The sequence below is a fragment of the Streptomyces sp. NPDC006197 genome (assembly GCF_040613865.1).
Classification (GTDB): domain Bacteria; phylum Actinomycetota; class Actinomycetes; order Streptomycetales; family Streptomycetaceae; genus Streptomyces.
Genome location: NZ_JBEXSZ010000048.1, coordinates 1 through 15,383 on the forward strand (window position 1 = coordinate 1; position 15,383 = coordinate 15,383).

15 protein-coding genes, 1 tRNA gene and 1 other RNA gene are annotated in these 15,383 nt (G+C 71.5%); 12 read left to right on the forward strand and 5 right to left on the reverse strand.

The features are described from left to right. Together ABZ318_RS17220 and ffs are read right to left on the reverse strand one after the other, a co-directional pair. Positions 1–1,484: DNA polymerase III subunit gamma and tau (locus ABZ318_RS17220; RefSeq protein ID WP_356903290.1), on the reverse strand; the 1,484-nt coding region annotated here is incomplete at its 3' end. Positions 1,485–1,552: 68 nt separating this feature from the next. Beyond that, an RNA gene (gene ffs / locus ABZ318_RS17225) (signal recognition particle sRNA small type) lies at positions 1,553–1,651 on the reverse strand. A gap of 129 nt (positions 1,652–1,780) precedes the next feature. Between ffs and ABZ318_RS17230 the strand changes: the two genes are divergently transcribed. The 4 genes from ABZ318_RS17230 (at position 1,781) to ABZ318_RS17245 (ending at position 5,702) form a co-directional block, all read left to right on the forward strand. Further along, positions 1,781–1,868 (forward strand) — tRNA-Ser (locus ABZ318_RS17230). Positions 1,869–2,297: 429 nt separating this feature from the next. Continuing rightward, the gene (locus ABZ318_RS17235) at positions 2,298–2,711 is read left to right on the forward strand and encodes a hypothetical protein (protein ID WP_356903291.1); all 414 of its coding nucleotides are present in this window, start codon (positions 2,298–2,300) and stop codon (positions 2,709–2,711) included. Between the two features lie 64 nt (positions 2,712–2,775). After that, entirely contained in the window at positions 2,776–3,450 is a 675-nt protein-coding gene (locus ABZ318_RS17240; RefSeq protein ID WP_356903292.1) for an ATP-binding cassette domain-containing protein, read from the forward strand. Between the two features lie 68 nt (positions 3,451–3,518). Beyond that, complete coding sequence (locus ABZ318_RS17245) at positions 3,519–5,702, forward strand: FtsX-like permease family protein (RefSeq protein WP_356903293.1); 2,184 nt, start codon at positions 3,519–3,521, stop codon at positions 5,700–5,702. A 105-nt stretch (positions 5,703–5,807) separates the two neighbouring features. Here the strand turns inward: ABZ318_RS17245 and ABZ318_RS17250 are convergent, their stop codons facing one another. Continuing rightward, positions 5,808–7,046, reverse strand: a complete 1,239-nt coding sequence (locus tag ABZ318_RS17250; RefSeq protein WP_356903294.1) for an MFS transporter — start codon at positions 7,044–7,046, stop codon at positions 5,808–5,810. Between the two features lie 86 nt (positions 7,047–7,132). Between ABZ318_RS17250 and ABZ318_RS17255 the strand changes: the two genes are divergently transcribed. From ABZ318_RS17255 to ABZ318_RS17275, 5 genes are all read left to right on the forward strand, one after another. After that, positions 7,133–8,110, forward strand: coding sequence for a DUF5937 family protein (locus ABZ318_RS17255; protein WP_356903335.1), 978 nt, complete (start codon positions 7,133–7,135; stop codon positions 8,108–8,110). Positions 8,111–8,165: 55 nt separating this feature from the next. Continuing rightward, positions 8,166–9,224: an aldo/keto reductase gene (locus ABZ318_RS17260; protein ID WP_356903295.1), complete on the forward strand. Its 1,059-nt coding sequence runs from the start codon at positions 8,166–8,168 to the stop codon at positions 9,222–9,224. Between the two features lie 66 nt (positions 9,225–9,290). Further along, complete coding sequence (locus tag ABZ318_RS17265; protein WP_356903296.1) at positions 9,291–9,539, forward strand: hypothetical protein; 249 nt, start codon at positions 9,291–9,293, stop codon at positions 9,537–9,539. 15 nt (positions 9,540–9,554) lie between these two features. Next, the gene (locus ABZ318_RS17270) at positions 9,555–10,730 is read left to right on the forward strand and encodes a winged helix DNA-binding domain-containing protein (RefSeq protein ID WP_356903297.1); all 1,176 of its coding nucleotides are present in this window, start codon (positions 9,555–9,557) and stop codon (positions 10,728–10,730) included. A 130-nt stretch (positions 10,731–10,860) separates the two neighbouring features. After that, on the forward strand, positions 10,861–11,277 hold the full coding sequence (locus tag ABZ318_RS17275) for a YciI family protein (protein WP_356903298.1): 417 nt from the start codon (positions 10,861–10,863) through the stop codon (positions 11,275–11,277). A 2-nt stretch (positions 11,278–11,279) separates the two neighbouring features. Here the strand turns inward: ABZ318_RS17275 and ABZ318_RS17280 are convergent, their stop codons facing one another. Next, entirely contained in the window at positions 11,280–12,692 is a 1,413-nt protein-coding gene (locus tag ABZ318_RS17280; protein ID WP_356903299.1) for an MFS transporter, read from the reverse strand. Between the two features lie 64 nt (positions 12,693–12,756). Here ABZ318_RS17280 and ABZ318_RS17285 point away from each other — a divergent pair, with 64 nt between their 5' ends. Both ABZ318_RS17285 and ABZ318_RS17290 read left to right on the forward strand, forming a co-directional pair. Next, complete coding sequence (locus tag ABZ318_RS17285) at positions 12,757–13,389, forward strand: TetR/AcrR family transcriptional regulator (protein ID WP_356903300.1); 633 nt, start codon at positions 12,757–12,759, stop codon at positions 13,387–13,389. 79 nt (positions 13,390–13,468) lie between these two features. Further along, a complete protein-coding gene (locus tag ABZ318_RS17290; RefSeq protein ID WP_356903301.1) occupies positions 13,469–13,756 on the forward strand; it encodes a metal-sensitive transcriptional regulator in 288 nt (95 codons plus the stop codon). A gap of 96 nt (positions 13,757–13,852) precedes the next feature. Here ABZ318_RS17290 and wrbA read toward each other — a convergent pair whose 3' ends face one another. Next, positions 13,853–14,461 carry an NAD(P)H:quinone oxidoreductase gene (gene wrbA / locus ABZ318_RS17295; protein WP_356903302.1) on the reverse strand — a complete coding sequence of 203 codons (609 nt, stop codon included), beginning with the start codon at positions 14,459–14,461 and terminating at the stop codon, positions 13,853–13,855. A gap of 162 nt (positions 14,462–14,623) precedes the next feature. Between wrbA and ABZ318_RS17300 the strand changes: the two genes are divergently transcribed. Next, positions 14,624–15,274 carry a helix-turn-helix domain-containing protein gene (locus ABZ318_RS17300; RefSeq protein ID WP_356903303.1) on the forward strand — a complete coding sequence of 217 codons (651 nt, stop codon included), beginning with the start codon at positions 14,624–14,626 and terminating at the stop codon, positions 15,272–15,274. Positions 15,275–15,383 lie beyond the last annotated feature (109 nt).

Sequence of the window (15,383 nt, forward strand, 5' to 3'; positions counted from 1 at the left end):
CGCCGCCGGTGCCCAGCGGCTCCTCCTCGGTGACGTACTCCAGGCTGAGGCCGAGGGAGGAGCCGTCGCCGAAGTACGGCTCGAAGACCTCGGCCGCCGGGCCAGGCGCCGGGTGCGCCGCCGCCGGGGGTGGCGGCGCCCGGCCAGGCACCGGGCCGGGCCGCGGCGGGCTGCTCCTGCACGGGCGCGGGGGCCGGCTGCTGGACGGGGGCGGGCGCGGGGGCCGGCGGGGGCGGGGCCATCGGGGTGTGGGCCTCGGGGCCGGGCACGTACGCCATGGCGGGCGCCGGAGGCCCGGGCGTGAAGACGGGCGCGGGCGCGGCGGCCGCGCCGCGCTCCAGCCGGTCGAGCCGCGCCTGGAGGGAACGCTCGTCGTCGAAGGCGGCGGGCAGCAGCACGCGCGCGCAGATCAGCTCCAGCTGCAGCCGGGGCGAGGTGGCCCCGCGCATCTCGGTCAACCCGGCGTTGACAAGGTCGGCGGCCCGGCTCAACTCGGCGGCCCCGAACACCGAGGCCTGCGCCTGCATGCGCTCGATGACGTCGGCGGGGGCGTCGATGAGCCCCTTCTCGGCGGCGTCGGGCACGGCGGCGAGGATCACGAGATCCCGCAGCCGCTCCAGCAGATCGGCGACGAACCGGCGGGGGTCGTTCCCGCCTTCGACGACCCGGTCGACGACCTCGAAGGCGGCGGCGCCGTCCCCGGCCGCGAAGGCCTCGACGACGGAGTCGAGCAGCGACCCGTCGGTGTACCCGAGAAGAGAGGTCGCCATGGCATACGTCACACCGTCATCGGCGGCACCGGCGAGCAGCTGGTCCATCACCGACATCGAGTCACGCACGGACCCGGCGCCGGCGCGGACGACCAGCGGCAGCACCCCGTCCTCGACGGGAATGCCCTCGCGCCCGCACACCTCGCCGAGGTAGTCCCGGAGCGTCCCCGGCGGCACGAGCCGGAAGGGGTAGTGATGGGTCCGGGACCGGATGGTCCCGATGACCTTCTCGGGCTCGGTGGTGGCGAAGATGAACTTGAGATGCTCCGGCGGCTCCTCGACCACCTTCAGGAGGGCGTTGAAGCCCGCCGAGGTGACCATGTGGGCCTCGTCGATGATGTAGATCTTGTACCGGCTGGAGGCGGGCCCGAAGAAGGCCTTCTCCCGCAGGTCACGGGCGTCGTCCACACCACCGTGGGAAGCGGCGTCGATCTCGATGACGTCGATGGACCCCGGCCCGTTCCGCGCGAGGTCCCGACAGGACTGGCACTCGCCGCACGGGGTGGGCGTGGGCCCCTGCTCGCAGTTCAGACACCGCGCGAGAATGCGCGCACTGGTCGTCTTGCCACATCCGCGGGGCCCGCTGAACAGGTACGCGTGATTGACCCGGTTGTTCCGCAGGGCCTGCTGCAACGGGTCGGTGACATGCTCCTGCCCGATGACCTCGGCGAAGGACTCGGGGCGATAGCGGCGGTACAGCGCGAGAGACGACACGTATACGAGGTTATAGGCGCCCACCGACAACCCGGGAAAACGGGAACGGAGCGGGACGGGGCCCCGGGAACGCAAGCGCCCCCCACGCACCTGCCAGAGCCGACCTACCCTTGCTGCCTTCCGGCCCTGGGGGAGTTCAGTCAGATAGCACCGCGTGAGGGGCTCCGCCCAGCGTACCCGATCCGAACCCCCATCCGTTCCCCCTCCCCTCCCCCTCCCCGACCTGCACCCCTCACCCACCCCCACGCCGAGATCACGTGCGCGAGCACCCCTCCCGGTCATGTAATGTTCTCCCCGGAGGATTCGCCTAGAGGCCTAGGGCGCACGCTTGGAAAGCGTGTTGGGGGCAACCCCTCACGAGTTCGAATCTCGTATCCTCCGCCAGTGCCTCACCGGGCACGTTGTCGAAGGGCCCCACCGTTCGCGGTGGGGCCCTTCGACGTGTGTTGTCCGTTCCCTTGCTCTGCTCTCCCAGGATGCGGACCTCCTCGGGGGTCATGTCGGCGCGGGCGATCTCCTCCGCCTGGTTCCGCATGCCGACGAGCTCCCGCGCGATCTCCTCGCCGACGGCGAGGGCCCTTCACGCAGGCACACCGGTGATCACCCCCACGGGGGCAGGTCGACCGCCGGGCGCCCATGCGACACGTCCACCCCCCCCGGAGGGCTGAACGGACCTCCCGACAGGGGTCGTTCACCGGATCGGGGGGTGATCGGAGGAAGGGACGTTCCTGCTCGATCCTGTCTGTAGTGATGCAGATACTTTCTGTGATGACCAGTCGATGACCAGTCGGCACGATCAAGCAGGGGACATCCATGAGGAAGTTGGCGGCAGTGATGGGGGCTGTGGGGTTGTTCGTCGGAGGGGCGGGGGTGGCAGCGGCTGACTCGTGGCACGGCGTAGCGCTCTTCAAGACGACCGGAGCACGCTTCGTGGGAGGAAAGTACAAGTGGGAGCCGGCTGAGGTACACCAGGGTGCGTTCCACATCAAGGGCACGCTGCGTGACGCCGGCCTGAATGACAACCACAACGTGTATTTGCAGGTAAAGGTGCACGGCTACGGGTGGAATCGCTTTGACGGCGTGCAGAAGAAGGACGTCTGGATCGACAAGTTCGTCCATGACGGCGCCAGCCGGTACACGAACACGGCGGAGGTACGCGTGTGCCAGAACCGCGGCTCCCTGCACCCTGACAACTGCTCTCCGACGAGGTCCTTCAAGCGCCCGTAGGGCAGTCGACCTTCGCGGGGGCCGCCCACCGGCGGCTCCCGCTCCCAAAGGAGTGCGCACCACGATGGACGTCATCCTCCGCGCCGAGGGCGTGGATCTCTTCTACGGCACCCAGCAGGCTGTCACTGGTGCCGATTTCACGCTCAAGCGCGGCGAAGTGGCCGCCATCATGGGCAGCAGCGGATCGGGGAAGTCGTCCCTGCTGTACTGCCTCGCCGGGGTTCTTCCGCCTTCCAAGGGCACGGTGACCTTCGATGGAGAACAGCTCTCGTCCCTTCCCGACGGGGAGCTCAGTGCGCTGCGCCGTACACGTCTGGGCTTCGTCTTCCAGTACGGGGAACTGCTGCCGGAGCTGACCGTCGAGGAGAACGCGGCGCTTCCCCTCCGGCTTGCCGGGATCAGCAAGACCCATGCCCACGCCATGGCCGGCCAAGTGCTGGGGCGGCTCGGATTGGGCGATCTGCTGCGGCGCAGGACCTCGAAGCTGTCGGGTGGCCAGAGTCAGCGCGTTGCTGTTGCGCGGGCTCTGGTCCACCGGCCGGACGTGGTGTTCGCGGACGAACCCACCGGAGCGCTCGACAGCGCCAACGCGGCTGCCGTGCTCGATGAATTCCTTCAGCTGGCGAGAAGGCAGAAGACCGCCGTCGTCATCGTCACGCACGACGCCGACGTCGCCGCGAAGGCCGACACCCAGTACACGATGTCGGACGGTGTGCTGGCCCAACGGGTGAGTGTGTGAACGCGTTTGTCCTCGGTATGCGTCTGCTGTGGGGAAGTGGGCGCAGGGCTCGGGTCCGCTTCCTCCTGATGGCGTTCGGATCCGCACTCGGGGTTGCCTGCCTGGCCGCCGCACTCACCATTCCGACGATCATCGCCGCCAACGACGCCCGGGTGACGAGTCGCGCCATTTCCTCGGGTGCGAACGAGAATGCCGTCTACCAGGAGTTTCTGGACCCCTACGGCTCGCAACCACTGCGGCGTGTCTTCATCGGTCATAGAGGTGTCGGCCCCTTGCCGGTTCCTCCGGGAATCAAGGCACTCCCCCGTGCGGGCGAAGCGATCGTTTCGCCGAAGCTGGGCGAGATCCTGGCAGACAATCCCCGCGCCGCAGGGCTTGTGCCCGGTCGCGTGACCGGCACCATTTCCCCGGAGGGATTGGGCGGGCCGGACGAGCTGTACGCCTATATCGGCACTGATGCCGATGAACTGAGCGGGGCGGCACCACTCGGCCACTTCGGCGCCACGTACACGCGGCATCAGGTCATCGACCCCTCCACCCTGGACATCCTGCGTTTCACTCTCGGCTGCATCGTGTTGCTCCCGCTCGTCATCTTCCTCTCCGTCTGTGCCCGGCTCTCCGGGGAGTCACGTGCGCGTCGGCTCGCCGCACTCCGGCTCGTCGGCCTCAGCGTGCGGGACACCCTGCGGGTCAATGCCGGAGAAAGCGTGGTCGCCGCCTTCGTCGGGGCTGTGGTCGGGCTCGTCGGCTATCTCGGGATCAATGAAGTCATGGCGTGGGTCGGGTTGCCCGGCCTGCGCTGGTACCCAGCCGATGGGCGGCCGGACGGGACGACCATCGCCGTGTGCCTGCTGGGGTGCCCGGCCCTCGCCTGGGTCGTGGGGCAGTTCAGTGCGCGGCGAGCGGCTCAGTCGCCCATCAGCGTGCGCCGGACCGGCGAGCGTAAGCCCCCGAAGAAATACGGGACGCTGCTGCTGCTCCCCGGGCTCGGAATCATCAGCGGATACTGCCTGCTCGACGCGCTGGGCCGGAATCCGTCAGGCGGATCGGCCGGCGCCGTGCTGGTTCCCGGCGCTGTGCTGATGACCGGGGCGGGGCTTGTGTTCGGTCTGGCGCCGATCACGGCATGGCTCTCGCGACGCCTGGCGGGAATGTCGCAATCGCTGCCACTGTCGCTGGCCATGCGACGCACGGAGGTCGATCCGGGGAGCGCCTTGCGAGTGGTCACCGGGCTCGTGCTGCTGGTGTTCGGCGCCTCGCTCACGCAGGGGGTGCTCATCGAGTTGGATCAGGTCAGTCGGCGGACGGCCCCGGTACAGGAGTACAGCCTCCCGGCGGCAGAGCTGAGTACGCGACAGCGGTCAGAGATGACCGCGTTGAGTGGAGTCCAGGCCCACGGACTGGCGGTCGAGTCATGGGTGGCAACGTTGGAAGAGGACCTACCCAGCGTCCAAGGCGTCATCGCTACGTGCGCTCAATTGGCTGCCTTCACCGAGACAACGCATGGATGCGTCGACGACAAGGTCCTGCGGATTGAGGATCCGAACTCCTTGTTTGACAAGAATGCCCGCGTCGGCCGCAACTTCCCGTTCCTGCTCAGCAATGGACAAAAACTGAATGTCTCCGTCCCCCGGGACACTGTGACCATTCAGGCCTACGACCCCTCAGAGTTTTCCGGGCCCAGTCTGCTCATTCCCCCCTCGCTGCTCCCCCAAGGCACCGAGCCCACGAACGCCCGCTTCGTCCTCGTCAGTCCTTCCGACCCCACCACCATCCGCTCCGTCCTCGACGGCATCGGAGCCATCGCCCCCACCGCCTCCGTCGAGCCCGTGGGGATCGTCATCGACTCGCTCGCTCAGTTGACCGTCATCCGGAGTCTGCTGGTCGTCGGGATGGTGCTCGGGCTGGTGATCGGGGTTGCCGCGTTCGTCGTGTCCGTGGCCGATCGGGCCATGGAGCGGCGGGGGCAGGTCACCGCGCTTGTCTTGTTGGGGGCTCGGGCGGGGACCTTGCGGGTGGTGCAGGTGGTGCAGGTGGTGTTGCCGTTGGTGGTGGGGTTGGGGGCCGCCATCGTCACCGGGTGGCTCGCCGAGTCCAGTTACCTGATCACCGGAGGTGGTGACGTGCACTGGGACTGGGACGGGTTGCCCTTGTTGTTCGCCTGTGCGCTGGGGGTCGTGCTCGCCGCCGCGGTCGCCTCCGTTCCCATGGTGCGGCGGCACATCGATCCCGAGCACATTCGGCGCGACTAGTTTTCGAGGCGTCGGCGGTGTTCTCCTCCGTCGAGAAGAAGTACGGGCCGGGCCACGGGCGCGCGAACGCGCTCGTGGCCCATGTCCGTGCCGGCGGGCGGTAGTTCATGCCGCCAGGGCGTGGCTCTTCGTGCGGGCTTCCACCCGGGTCCGCAGGGCCAGGGTGGTCGCCGCCGTGGCCGTTCCCGCCGCCAGTGCCGTCCACCACAGCGTCGCCGGGCTCAGGGTCGTGTAGGTCGTCACTCCCAGGGTGAGGGCCCCGAAGCGGGCCACTCCCCAGGTCCAGCTGAAAGCGCCCTGGTAGCGGCCGCGGGCGTGCGCCGGGGCCAGGTTGGCGAAGATGCCGGCCGCGATGCCCGCGACGACGACCTCGCCGAGCGACCAGACCACGACCGACACCGTGTAGCCGGCGATGCTGTCCGCCAGGCCGGTCAGCGCGACGCCCGCCGCTATCAGCGCGCTGCCCGCGCTCTGCACCGCGAGCTGCGGCAGTCGGGACAGCCAGGCCGTCGCGAAGGGCTGCAGCGCAACGACCAGGATCGCGTTGACGGCCGCCATCGCCCCGTACACCGCCGGCGAGAGGCCGCTGTCGCGGACGGCGAGCGGGAGCGCGACCTCGGTCAGCGAGTACACGAAGAGCTGGACGCCGAAGAGGGGGAGGAGGAGCAGAGCCAGGCGGTCCCGGAGGACCACTCCGTAGCCGATGCCGTCCTTCGTCCGCTCGGGCGTTGCCGAGCGCTGCGGCTCCCGCAGGCGGATCGCCACCACCGCCGCGTACACCAGCATCGAGCCCGCGTCGATCGCGAACAGGAGCCAGTAGCCCTGGGCTGCCAGGTAGCCGCCCAGGACGCCCGCCACGGCGGTGCCGATGTTCACGCCCCAGCCGAAGAGCGCGTACGCGCGCTGCCGCCGTTCGCTGTCCACGGCGTCGGCCAGCAGGGCGTACGCCGCCGGGGAGACCGTGCTGCCGGCCGCGCTGATCAGCAGTGCCGCCGCCGCCATCGTCCACACCCCCGGCGCCAGGAAGAGGGCTCCCTGCGCCGCCGCCGCGCCGATCAGGCCGATCAGCATCGTGGGGCGGCGGCCGATGCGGTCGGCGAGGATGCCGCCCACGGCGGGGCCGATCAGGTTGCCCGCTCCGAGTGCGCCGAGCACGTACGAGGTGTCCCCGCCGGTCACTCCCCGCGAGGCGAGGAAGAAGACCAGGAACGGCGTGACGAGGTAGCCGAGGCGGTTGACGATCGTTCCCGCGAAGATCGTCCAAACCTCGGACGGGAGACCCCTGAAGGGGGAAGGGGAGGAGGAGGGCGACGGGGCTGAGGTGGTGCTGGGCGTTCGAGGCATGGGAGGAGCGTGCTTCCTGGCCCCCTCCACCCTCCAATCATTAAGCTCAGAACGAATCCATTCGCTACCCCCAGGACGTGGAACGCATGGAAGCCGGGCTCAGTTTCTCCGCCGCCGATCTCGCCCAGACCCGTTTCGCCGTCTCCCCCATGTGGGAGGTCGTCACCAGCTACCGCATCGTCGCCCATCAGCCCGACTCCGCCCCGCACGGCCGCTGGGCCGCCCAGGTGCGGCCCCGGCTCGCCCGCGCCGGTCTCGACCGCGGCTGGCTCGCCGCGCTGATCCCCGGTGACGGATACCTCGCCGACTTCCTCAACCCCACCCCCGACGGGCCCTTCCCCACCCTCGACGTCGAGCTCGACGCCATTCGTCGCGCCCCCGCCGCGGACGTGCGGGACGACCTCGACACGCTGGAGAGGAAGGGAGTCGACCGGTCCCGGCTCCGGCTGCTGCGAGAGGACCCCGAGGCCGTCCTCCCCAAGGTCGCCGACGAGATCGAGACGTACTGGGAACTCGCCCTCGCCCCCTACTGGGCCCGCATCCAGAAGGTCCTGGAGGCCGACGTCTTCCATCGGGCGCGGCAGGTCGCCGAGCACGGTTCGGCGCGGGTGCTGGGCGAGCTCCACGAGACCGTACGGTGGGACGACGGCACCCTCCGGCTCGTACGGCGGCACTGCGCGCTCACCCGCGACCAGGCCGGCTCCGGGCTGCTGCTCATCCCCTCCGTCTTCGCCTGGCCCAGCGTCCTCACCCGGTCCGTCCATCCCGATCCGCCCCAACTCGCCTATCCGGCACGCGGTTTCGGGAGCGTCTGGGAGCCCCGTACCACCGACGCCACGGACGCCGTCGCCGCCGTCCTCGGCCGCTCCCGCACCCTGCTCCTCACCGAGCTCGACACCCCCGCCTCCACCACCCAGCTCGCCACCCACTGCGGCATGTCCGCCGCCGGCGTCTCCCAGCACCTCATCGCCCTCCGCAACGCCGGCCTCGTCACCGCCCACCGCAGCGGCCGCTCCGTCCTCTACGCCCGCACCGCCGTCGCCGATCAACTGCTGCACCCCTAGGACGTCCTTCTTCGCCCCTTGCCTTGGAGTGCACTCCAATCCCTAGAGTGCGCGCATGCGCTATCGGGTACTCGGCGGGACCGGGATCGACGTCAGCACCTACTGCCTCGGCACCATGATGTTCGGGGCCGTCGGCAATCCGGACCATCAGGAGTCCGTACGGATCATTCATGCCGCCCTCGACCAGGGCATCAACTTCGTGGACACGGCCGACATGTACTCGGCCGGCGAGTCCGAGGAGATCGTCGGCAAGGCGCTGCGCGACCCGCGGCGCCGGGAGGCGACCGTCCTCGCCACCAAGGTCTACTTTCCGGTGGGCGGTGAGGGGCCCAACAGGGGCGGCTCCTCCCGGCGTTGGATCACCCTCGCCGTCGAGAACAGCCTCAAGCGGCTCGGCACCGACTGGATCGATCTCTATCAAGTGCACCGGCCCGACCACCGGACCGACATCGAGGAGACCCTTGATGTCCTGGGTGACCTCGTCACTCAGGGGAAGATCCGGGCCTTCGGCTGCTCCACCTTCCCCGCCGAGGAGATCGTCGAGGCGCACGCCGTCGCCGAGCGGCGCGGGCTGCGCCGGTTCCGCTCCGAGCAGCCGCCGTACTCGCTGCTCGCGCGCGGCGTGGAGGCGAACGTGCTGCCCACCGCCCAGAAGTACGGGATGGGGGTGCTGACCTGGAGTCCGCTCGCGTCCGGATTCCTCACCGGGAAGTACCGGAAGGGCGCGCCCATCGACCTCACCAGCGGGCGGGCCGCGCTCACCCCGCACCGGTTCGACCCCTCGCTGCCGGTCAACGCCGCCAAGCTCGACGCCGTCGAGGAGTTCGTCGCCCTGGCCGACGAGATCGGGTGCTCCCTGCCCGAGCTGGCGATCGCGTTCGTCACCGCCCACCCGGCCGTGACGTCCGTGATCATCGGGCCCCGGACGATGGAGCAGTTGGAGGGGCTGCTGAAGGGTGCGCCGGTCGTCCTCACCGACGAGGTCCTCGACCGGATCGACGCGATCGTGCCGCCGGGGACCAACCTCTACCAGCCGGACGGCGCCTGGCGGCCGCCCGTCCTCACCGACTCCTCCCTGCGCCGGCGGCCGATCGGCGAGCGCGCCGCCGGGTGAGGGGCTGCGAGGGGGCGACAGCGCGTCGCCGGGTGGGCGGCTGAGTTCCCGCGCTACGGCGCCGCCGTGAACTGTTCCGTGCCCACCACCCGCAGTGGGGCCAGGCGCTCCCCCGCGTCCGTGCCCGGCGGCGGGGTGGAGAGGACGAGGCGCTGTTCGCCCTCCGGGGCGAGCAGCGCCTGGCAGTCCAGGTCGACCGCGGCGATCGCCGGCAGCGCGTACGCGGAGATCGACGCCGGTCACGTCGTGTTCTTCGAGAAGGAGGACGAGTTCGTGAAGACGGTGACGGAATTCCTGGGCTCGGCCGCCGCCTGAGTCCAGGATGGGTCCATGGGAGACACCAGGTTCATCGGCGCGGCGGAGCGGCGGGCCCGGCTCGGGGTGCGGCACCGGCTGGCGGGGAGCGCGCGGGCGGGGTCGGCGGCGGAGGTCGGGGACGCGCTCGTGGCGCTGCACGGGACGGATCCGGCGAGCGTGTTCCTCGCGGTGGCGGCGCGGCTGGCCGAGGGCGTCGATCCGGTGGGGGCGGTGGAGCGGGCGCTGTACGAGGACGGGGCGCTGGTCCGGATGCACGGCATGCGGCACACGGTCTTCGTCTTCCCTGCCTCTCTCGCCGCCGCCGTCCAGGCATCGACGACGCGGCCGGCGGCCGTCCGTGAACGCACCACGCTCCTCAAGCACTTGGCGGCCGGGAGCGACTTCGACGAGGACTGGCTCGCGGAGACCGAGCGGCTCGTCCTCGCGGAGCTGGCCGCTCGGGGCGAGGCGACCGGGACCGAACTGGGCGCGGCCGTACCGAGGTTGAGGTCGACGTTCGTGTACGGGCCGGGCACCCGTCAGGAAGGGGTGCAGTCCGTGGCGAGCCGGGTGCTGCGGGTGCTGGGCATGGAGGGCCGGATCGTACGGGGCCGGCCGCAGGGGACGTGGACGTCGAGCCGCTTCCGGTGGGCGGTCGCCGAGGCCCACCCCGTACCGGACCCGGCCGGGGCGCGGGCGGAGCTGCTGCGGCACTGGCTCGGGGCGTGCGGGCCGGCGACCGAGGCGGACCTGACGTGGTGGACGGGGTGGAAGGTCACGGACGTGCGCAAGGCGCTCGTGGAGGTGGGGGCGCTGCCGGTGACGGTGGACGGGGGGACGGGTTTCGTCCTGCCGGACGACCTCGGGGCCGTACCGGAGCCGGAGCCGTGGGCGGCGCTGCTGCCCGCGCTCGATCCGACGGCGATGGGCTGGCAGGGCCGCGACTGGTACCTGGACCCGGCCCATCGGGCGGCGCTGTACGACCGCAGCGGGAACATCGGGCCGACGGTGTGGTGGAACGGCCGGATCGTCGGCGGCTGGGCGCAGCGCCCGGACGGCGCCGTCGCCCACCGGCTCCTCACCGACGTGGGCGCGGACGCGGAGCGGGCGATCGGGGCGGAGGCGGAGCGGCTCGCGGAGTGGATGGGGGACGTGCGGGTGACGCCCCGCTTCCGGACCCCGCTGGAGCGGGAGCTCGGTGCCGGTTAGCGCTCCGGGCTGGGGCGGGCGGGTGATTTCTGTCGTTTTCCCGGTTTCCGCCCGCGCGGTGTCGAGAACGGCGGCCCGGCTCCGACTGTGCTGCGAGAGGCAGACCGGCCTTACGAGCGAGGAGGACGTCATGAAGTACCTGGTGATGGTGCAGGGGTCGCAGGCCGACTACGAGGCGATGACGGGCCGTGGCTCCGCGCAGAGCCCCGCCTGGGACAAGACGCAGCTCAAGGCGATGTTCGACCACATGAACGCGATCAACGAGGAGGTGTCCGCGAGCGGCGAGATGATCGACGCCCAGGGCCTCGCCGCCCCGTCGACGACCCGCTTCGTCACGGTGGACGCCGACGGGAAGCCGCTCGTCACCGACGGCCCGTACGCCGAGACCAAGGAGGTCCTCGCCGGCTACTGGGTCCTCGACTGCGCCTCCCTGGACCGCGTCACCGAGATCGCCGCCCAGGTGGCCCGCTGCCCGGTCCCGCCCGGCTCCCCGGACCACCCGGTCGTCATCCGCCCGATCGACGAGACGGGCCCGGTCCAGGACTGAGCTCAGTGCACCCCGTGGGCCCCGCCGGTCGGGTGGGGCCTGCCTCGGGGGATGAGGAAGGGGGCCGTCAGGGCTGCCGCCGTGGCCGTCAGGGCGCAGGCCGTGAAGGCGGTGGTGAAGCCGGTCGGGGTCGGGGGTGTGGTGCCGAGGGCGAGGGTGGAGGCGAGGGCCACGCCGATCGTGCCGCCGAGTTCGTGGAAGGTGTTGACGATGCCCGAGGCGAGGCCGGCCTCGTGTGAGGGGATCAGGCCGAGGGCTGTCGTGGTCGCCGTGACGAAGACCGCGCCCAGGCCGAGGGCCGCCGTCGCCAGGGACGGCAGGAGGGTCGTCCAGGGGTCGGCGGTCGGGGTGAGGAAGGCGAGGGGCAGGCAGCCCGCCGCCGCCAGGGTCATGCCGCCGGTGGTGCAGGCGCGCGGGCCGGCGGTCGTGACCAGGCGGGAGCCGAGGTGCGCGCCGATCGCCGTGGTGAGGGCGACCGGGAGGAAGAGGAGGCCGGTGCGGAAGGCGTCGAGGCCGTGGACGTGCTGGAGCCGCATCGAGCCCAGGAAGAAGAACGAGATCAGGAGCGCGGTCGCGACCAGCATGAGCAGGGAGCCGGCCACGACCGGGCGCCGGGTCAGCATCCGCAGGTCCATGAGGGGCGTGCGGGTCCTTCGTTCCACCGCCGCGAACCCCGCGTAGAGGGCGGTCGCGCCCAGGAGCGGCAGCAGGGTGGCCGGGGCGGTCCAGCCGGAGTCGCCCGCCCGGACGAGCCCGTAGACGAGGGTGCCGGTGGCGGAGGTGGCGAGGAGGGCGCCCGGGACGTCCAGGTGCCTCGCGCCCCCGGCCGGGGCGGCTTTCGGCAGCAGCCCGGGGAGTACGGCGAGCAGCGCCAGGCCCGTCGGGACGTTCACGTAGAAGATCCAGGGCCAGCCCGGGCCGGAGGTGAGGGCGCCGCCGAGGAGGACGCCGACGGCGGAGCCGGTGCCGCCGACGGCTGCCCATGCGCCGATCGCCCTGGCCCGTTCGGGGCCGTGGAACAGGGTGGTGACGAGGGCGAGCGCCGCCGGGGAGAGGAGCGCGGCGCCGATGCCCTGGGCGACGCGGCCGGAGAGCAGGACGGTGGCGTTCGCCGCGAGTCCGCAGGTGAGCGAGGCCACCGTGAACAGGGCGAGCCCGGTGAGGAGGACCCGGCGGGCGCCGAGGGCGTCCGCCAGTCGTCCGCCGAGGAGCATCAGGCCGCCGAAGCAGAGGGTGTACGTGGTGACGACCCAGGTCAGGGCGGTGCGCCCGAGGTCGAGGTCGGTGGCGAGGGCGGGCAGGGCGACGTTCACGACGGTGACGTCGAGGATCAGCATGAACTGGGCCGCGCAGATCAGCGCGAGGGCCGTCCAGCGGCGTGCGCGGACGTCGGCGGGGGCGAGGTCGGTCGACATAACTGAACTGTACGGCACAGTACAGTTGAACTCAACAGTACAGTTCGCTTGGTACGCTCCCGCCATGGAACCCAAGCCCGCACCCACCGGCCCCCGCGCCGCCCGCAAGCGACAGGCCGTCGTGCGGGCCGCCCGCGACCTCTTCCTCCGGGAGGGCTTCGGCGTCGGCATGGACGCCATCGCCGCCGAGGCGGGCGTCTCCAAGGTGACCGTCTACAACCACTTCGGCAGCAAGGAAGCCCTCTTCACCGCCGTGGTCGCCGGCGCCCTCGACGAGCCCCTGGGCGCCGACACCGACGGCCCCGACCTCTCCCGGCTCCCCGACGCCGAGGACCTGCGCGCCGCCCTCACCGAGGCCGGGCGCGCCTGGGCGCGGGCCGTACGCGCCGACGAGGAGGGCCGCGCCCTGCGCACGCTCGTCGCCACCGAGCTCCACCGCTTCCCCGAGCTGGGTCGCGCCTGGCGCGCGCACGGCCCCGCCGGACACCACCCCGCCGTCGCGGACGCCCTGCGCGCCCTCGCCGACCGGGGCCGGCTGGCGATCCCGGACCTGGAGGTCGCGGTCCTCCAGCTGTACTCGCTGCTCGTCTTCCCGCAGATGGTGTTCGAGCAGTACGGGACGGAGCTCACCGAGGAGCTGAGCGAGCGGCTCGTCGTCGACGGGGTGGAGATGTTCCTCCGCCGCTACGCGCCCTGACAGGTGTCATCCTTGGACTTCGACGGGACCCCGCGGCGGGGAGTAAATTACCCCCTGGGGTATCTGTGGAGGAGTGGCAGTGCAACTCGATCTCGCGGGCGCCGAGCTCAAGGCGGTCCTGAACCGGCTGCGCCGGGCGCAGGGCCAGATCTCCGGGGTGATCCGGATGATCGAGGAGGGACGTGACTGCGAGGAGGTCGTCACCCAGCTGGCCGCCGCCTCCCGGGCCCTCGACCGGGCCGGGTTCGCGATCATCGCGACCGGGCTCCAGCAGTGCCTGACCGACATCGAGGGCGGCCGCAAGAACGGCGAGGACCCCGAGGCCATGCGGGCCCGCCTGGAGAAGCTCTTCCTCTCGCTGGCCTAGGGGGTGTCCGGCGGATCAGGGTCGGACAGGCCCTGGGGCGTGAAGCGGAAGTACCCCCGGGGGACGTTTCCCCCGGGGGTGCTTCCGTGTCGGACGTCAGTCGTCCGCCAGGCCCTTCAGGCGCTTCGCGATGCGGGTCAGGCGCTCGCCCTGGTAGCGGGCGGCCGCGAGGACCTCCTCGCCCGGGGCGCCCTTGCCACCCGGGTGGGCGGTGCCGTACGGGTTGCCGCCGGCCGCGTACACCGCCGGGTCGGTGAAGCCGGGCGAGACGATGACCGAGCCCCAGTGGTGGAAGGTGTTGTAGAGCGCGAGCAGCGTCGACTCGTTGCCGCCGTGGACGTTGTGGGCGCTGGTGAAGGCGGTCGCGGGCTTGTCCGCCATGACGCCCCGCTGCCAGAGGCCGCCGGTCGTGTCGACGTACTGCTTGAGCTGCGCGGACACGTTGCCGAAGCGGGTCGGGGAGCCGAGCGCGTACGCGTCCGCCCACTCCAGGTCGTCGAGCGTGGCGACCTCCACGTCACCGGTGGCGTCCACGTGGGCGCGCCAGGCCGGGTTGGCGTCGATGGCGGCGTCGGGAGCGAGCTCGGGCACCCGGCGCAGGCGGACCTCGGCGCCCGCCTTCTCGGCGCCCTCGGCGACGGCCTGGGCGAGCTGGTGCACGGACCCCGTGGCCGAGTAGTAGATGACGGCGACCTTGACGGACATGGTGGACTCTCCTCAGCCGAACTCGACGAGCGAAGCGGATTCTTTTCCGTTTCCTGGCGACGAGACTAAACGGATTACTATCCGTTTTGCAAGGGGGGCAGGTATGCTCACCTCAGGAAAGCGACCGAGGGGGAACGGGGCTCAGGGAACAGGAGTCGGCAGATGAGCACGGAGAACCCCCAGTCCGGAGACCGGCCCGGAGACAGGGCGGCGGCGCCCGTACTCAGCCTGCTCCCCACCCTCGACACCCCCGCCCCCGAGCGCGCCGACGCGGCCCGCAACCGGCGCAGGATCCTCGACGCGGCCGCCCGGATCATCGCCGAGGAAGGCCCCGACGCCGTCACCATGAACCAGGTCGCCCACGCCAGCGGCATCGGCGTCGGCACCGTCTACCGCCGCTTCGGCGACGTCTCCCAGCTGCTGTGGGCGCTCCTCGACGAGCGCGAGCGCGCGTTCCAGGAGGCGTACATGAGCGGCCCGCCCCCGCTGGGCCCCGGCGCCCCCGCCGCCGAGCGGCTCGACGCCTTCCTCGACGCGCTCGTCGACCGGGTCGCCGCGCAGCGCGCCCTGCTGCTCGCGGCGCACTCCGCCGCCCCCCGCGCCCGCTACCACAGCGGCGCCTACCGGGTGATGCACACGCACATGGCCCTGCTCATCGGGCAGCTCAGGCCGGGCAGCGACCGCACGCTCCTCGCGCACCTGGCGCTCGCGCCGTTCTCGCCCGACGTCATGCACCACCTGGCGGTCGAGCAGGAGCTGTCGGCCGAGCGCCTCAAGGCCGGCGTGCGGGAGCTGCTCACCCTGCGGACCTGACTCCGGCCGGCCCTGCCACCCCGTTGGACCCTGTCGTCCCGTCGGGCCCTGCCACCCCGTTGGGCCCTGCCACCCCGTCAGGCCCTGTCGTCCCGGTGCCCCGGCGGGC

Coding starts and splice junctions, on each gene's coding strand:
- ABZ318_RS17235 (WP_356903291.1), top strand. CDS start 2,298: ATGAGGAAGTTGGCGGCAGTGATGGGGGCTGTGGGGTTGTTCGTCGGA.
- ABZ318_RS17240 (WP_356903292.1), top strand. CDS start 2,776: ATGGACGTCATCCTCCGCGCCGAGGGCGTGGATCTCTTCTACGGCACC.
- ABZ318_RS17245 (WP_356903293.1), top strand. CDS start 3,519: ATGGCGTTCGGATCCGCACTCGGGGTTGCCTGCCTGGCCGCCGCACTC.
- ABZ318_RS17250 (WP_356903294.1), bottom strand. CDS start 7,046: ATGCCTCGAACGCCCAGCACCACCTCAGCCCCGTCGCCCTCCTCCTCC.
- ABZ318_RS17255 (WP_356903335.1), top strand. CDS start 7,133: ATGGAAGCCGGGCTCAGTTTCTCCGCCGCCGATCTCGCCCAGACCCGT.
- ABZ318_RS17260 (WP_356903295.1), top strand. CDS start 8,166: ATGCGCTATCGGGTACTCGGCGGGACCGGGATCGACGTCAGCACCTAC.
- ABZ318_RS17270 (WP_356903297.1), top strand. CDS start 9,555: ATGGGAGACACCAGGTTCATCGGCGCGGCGGAGCGGCGGGCCCGGCTC.
- ABZ318_RS17275 (WP_356903298.1), top strand. CDS start 10,861: ATGAAGTACCTGGTGATGGTGCAGGGGTCGCAGGCCGACTACGAGGCG.
- ABZ318_RS17280 (WP_356903299.1), bottom strand. CDS start 12,692: ATGTCGACCGACCTCGCCCCCGCCGACGTCCGCGCACGCCGCTGGACG.
- ABZ318_RS17285 (WP_356903300.1), top strand. CDS start 12,757: ATGGAACCCAAGCCCGCACCCACCGGCCCCCGCGCCGCCCGCAAGCGA.
- wrbA (WP_356903302.1), bottom strand. CDS start 14,461: ATGTCCGTCAAGGTCGCCGTCATCTACTACTCGGCCACGGGGTCCGTG.
- ABZ318_RS17300 (WP_356903303.1), top strand. CDS start 14,624: ATGAGCACGGAGAACCCCCAGTCCGGAGACCGGCCCGGAGACAGGGCG.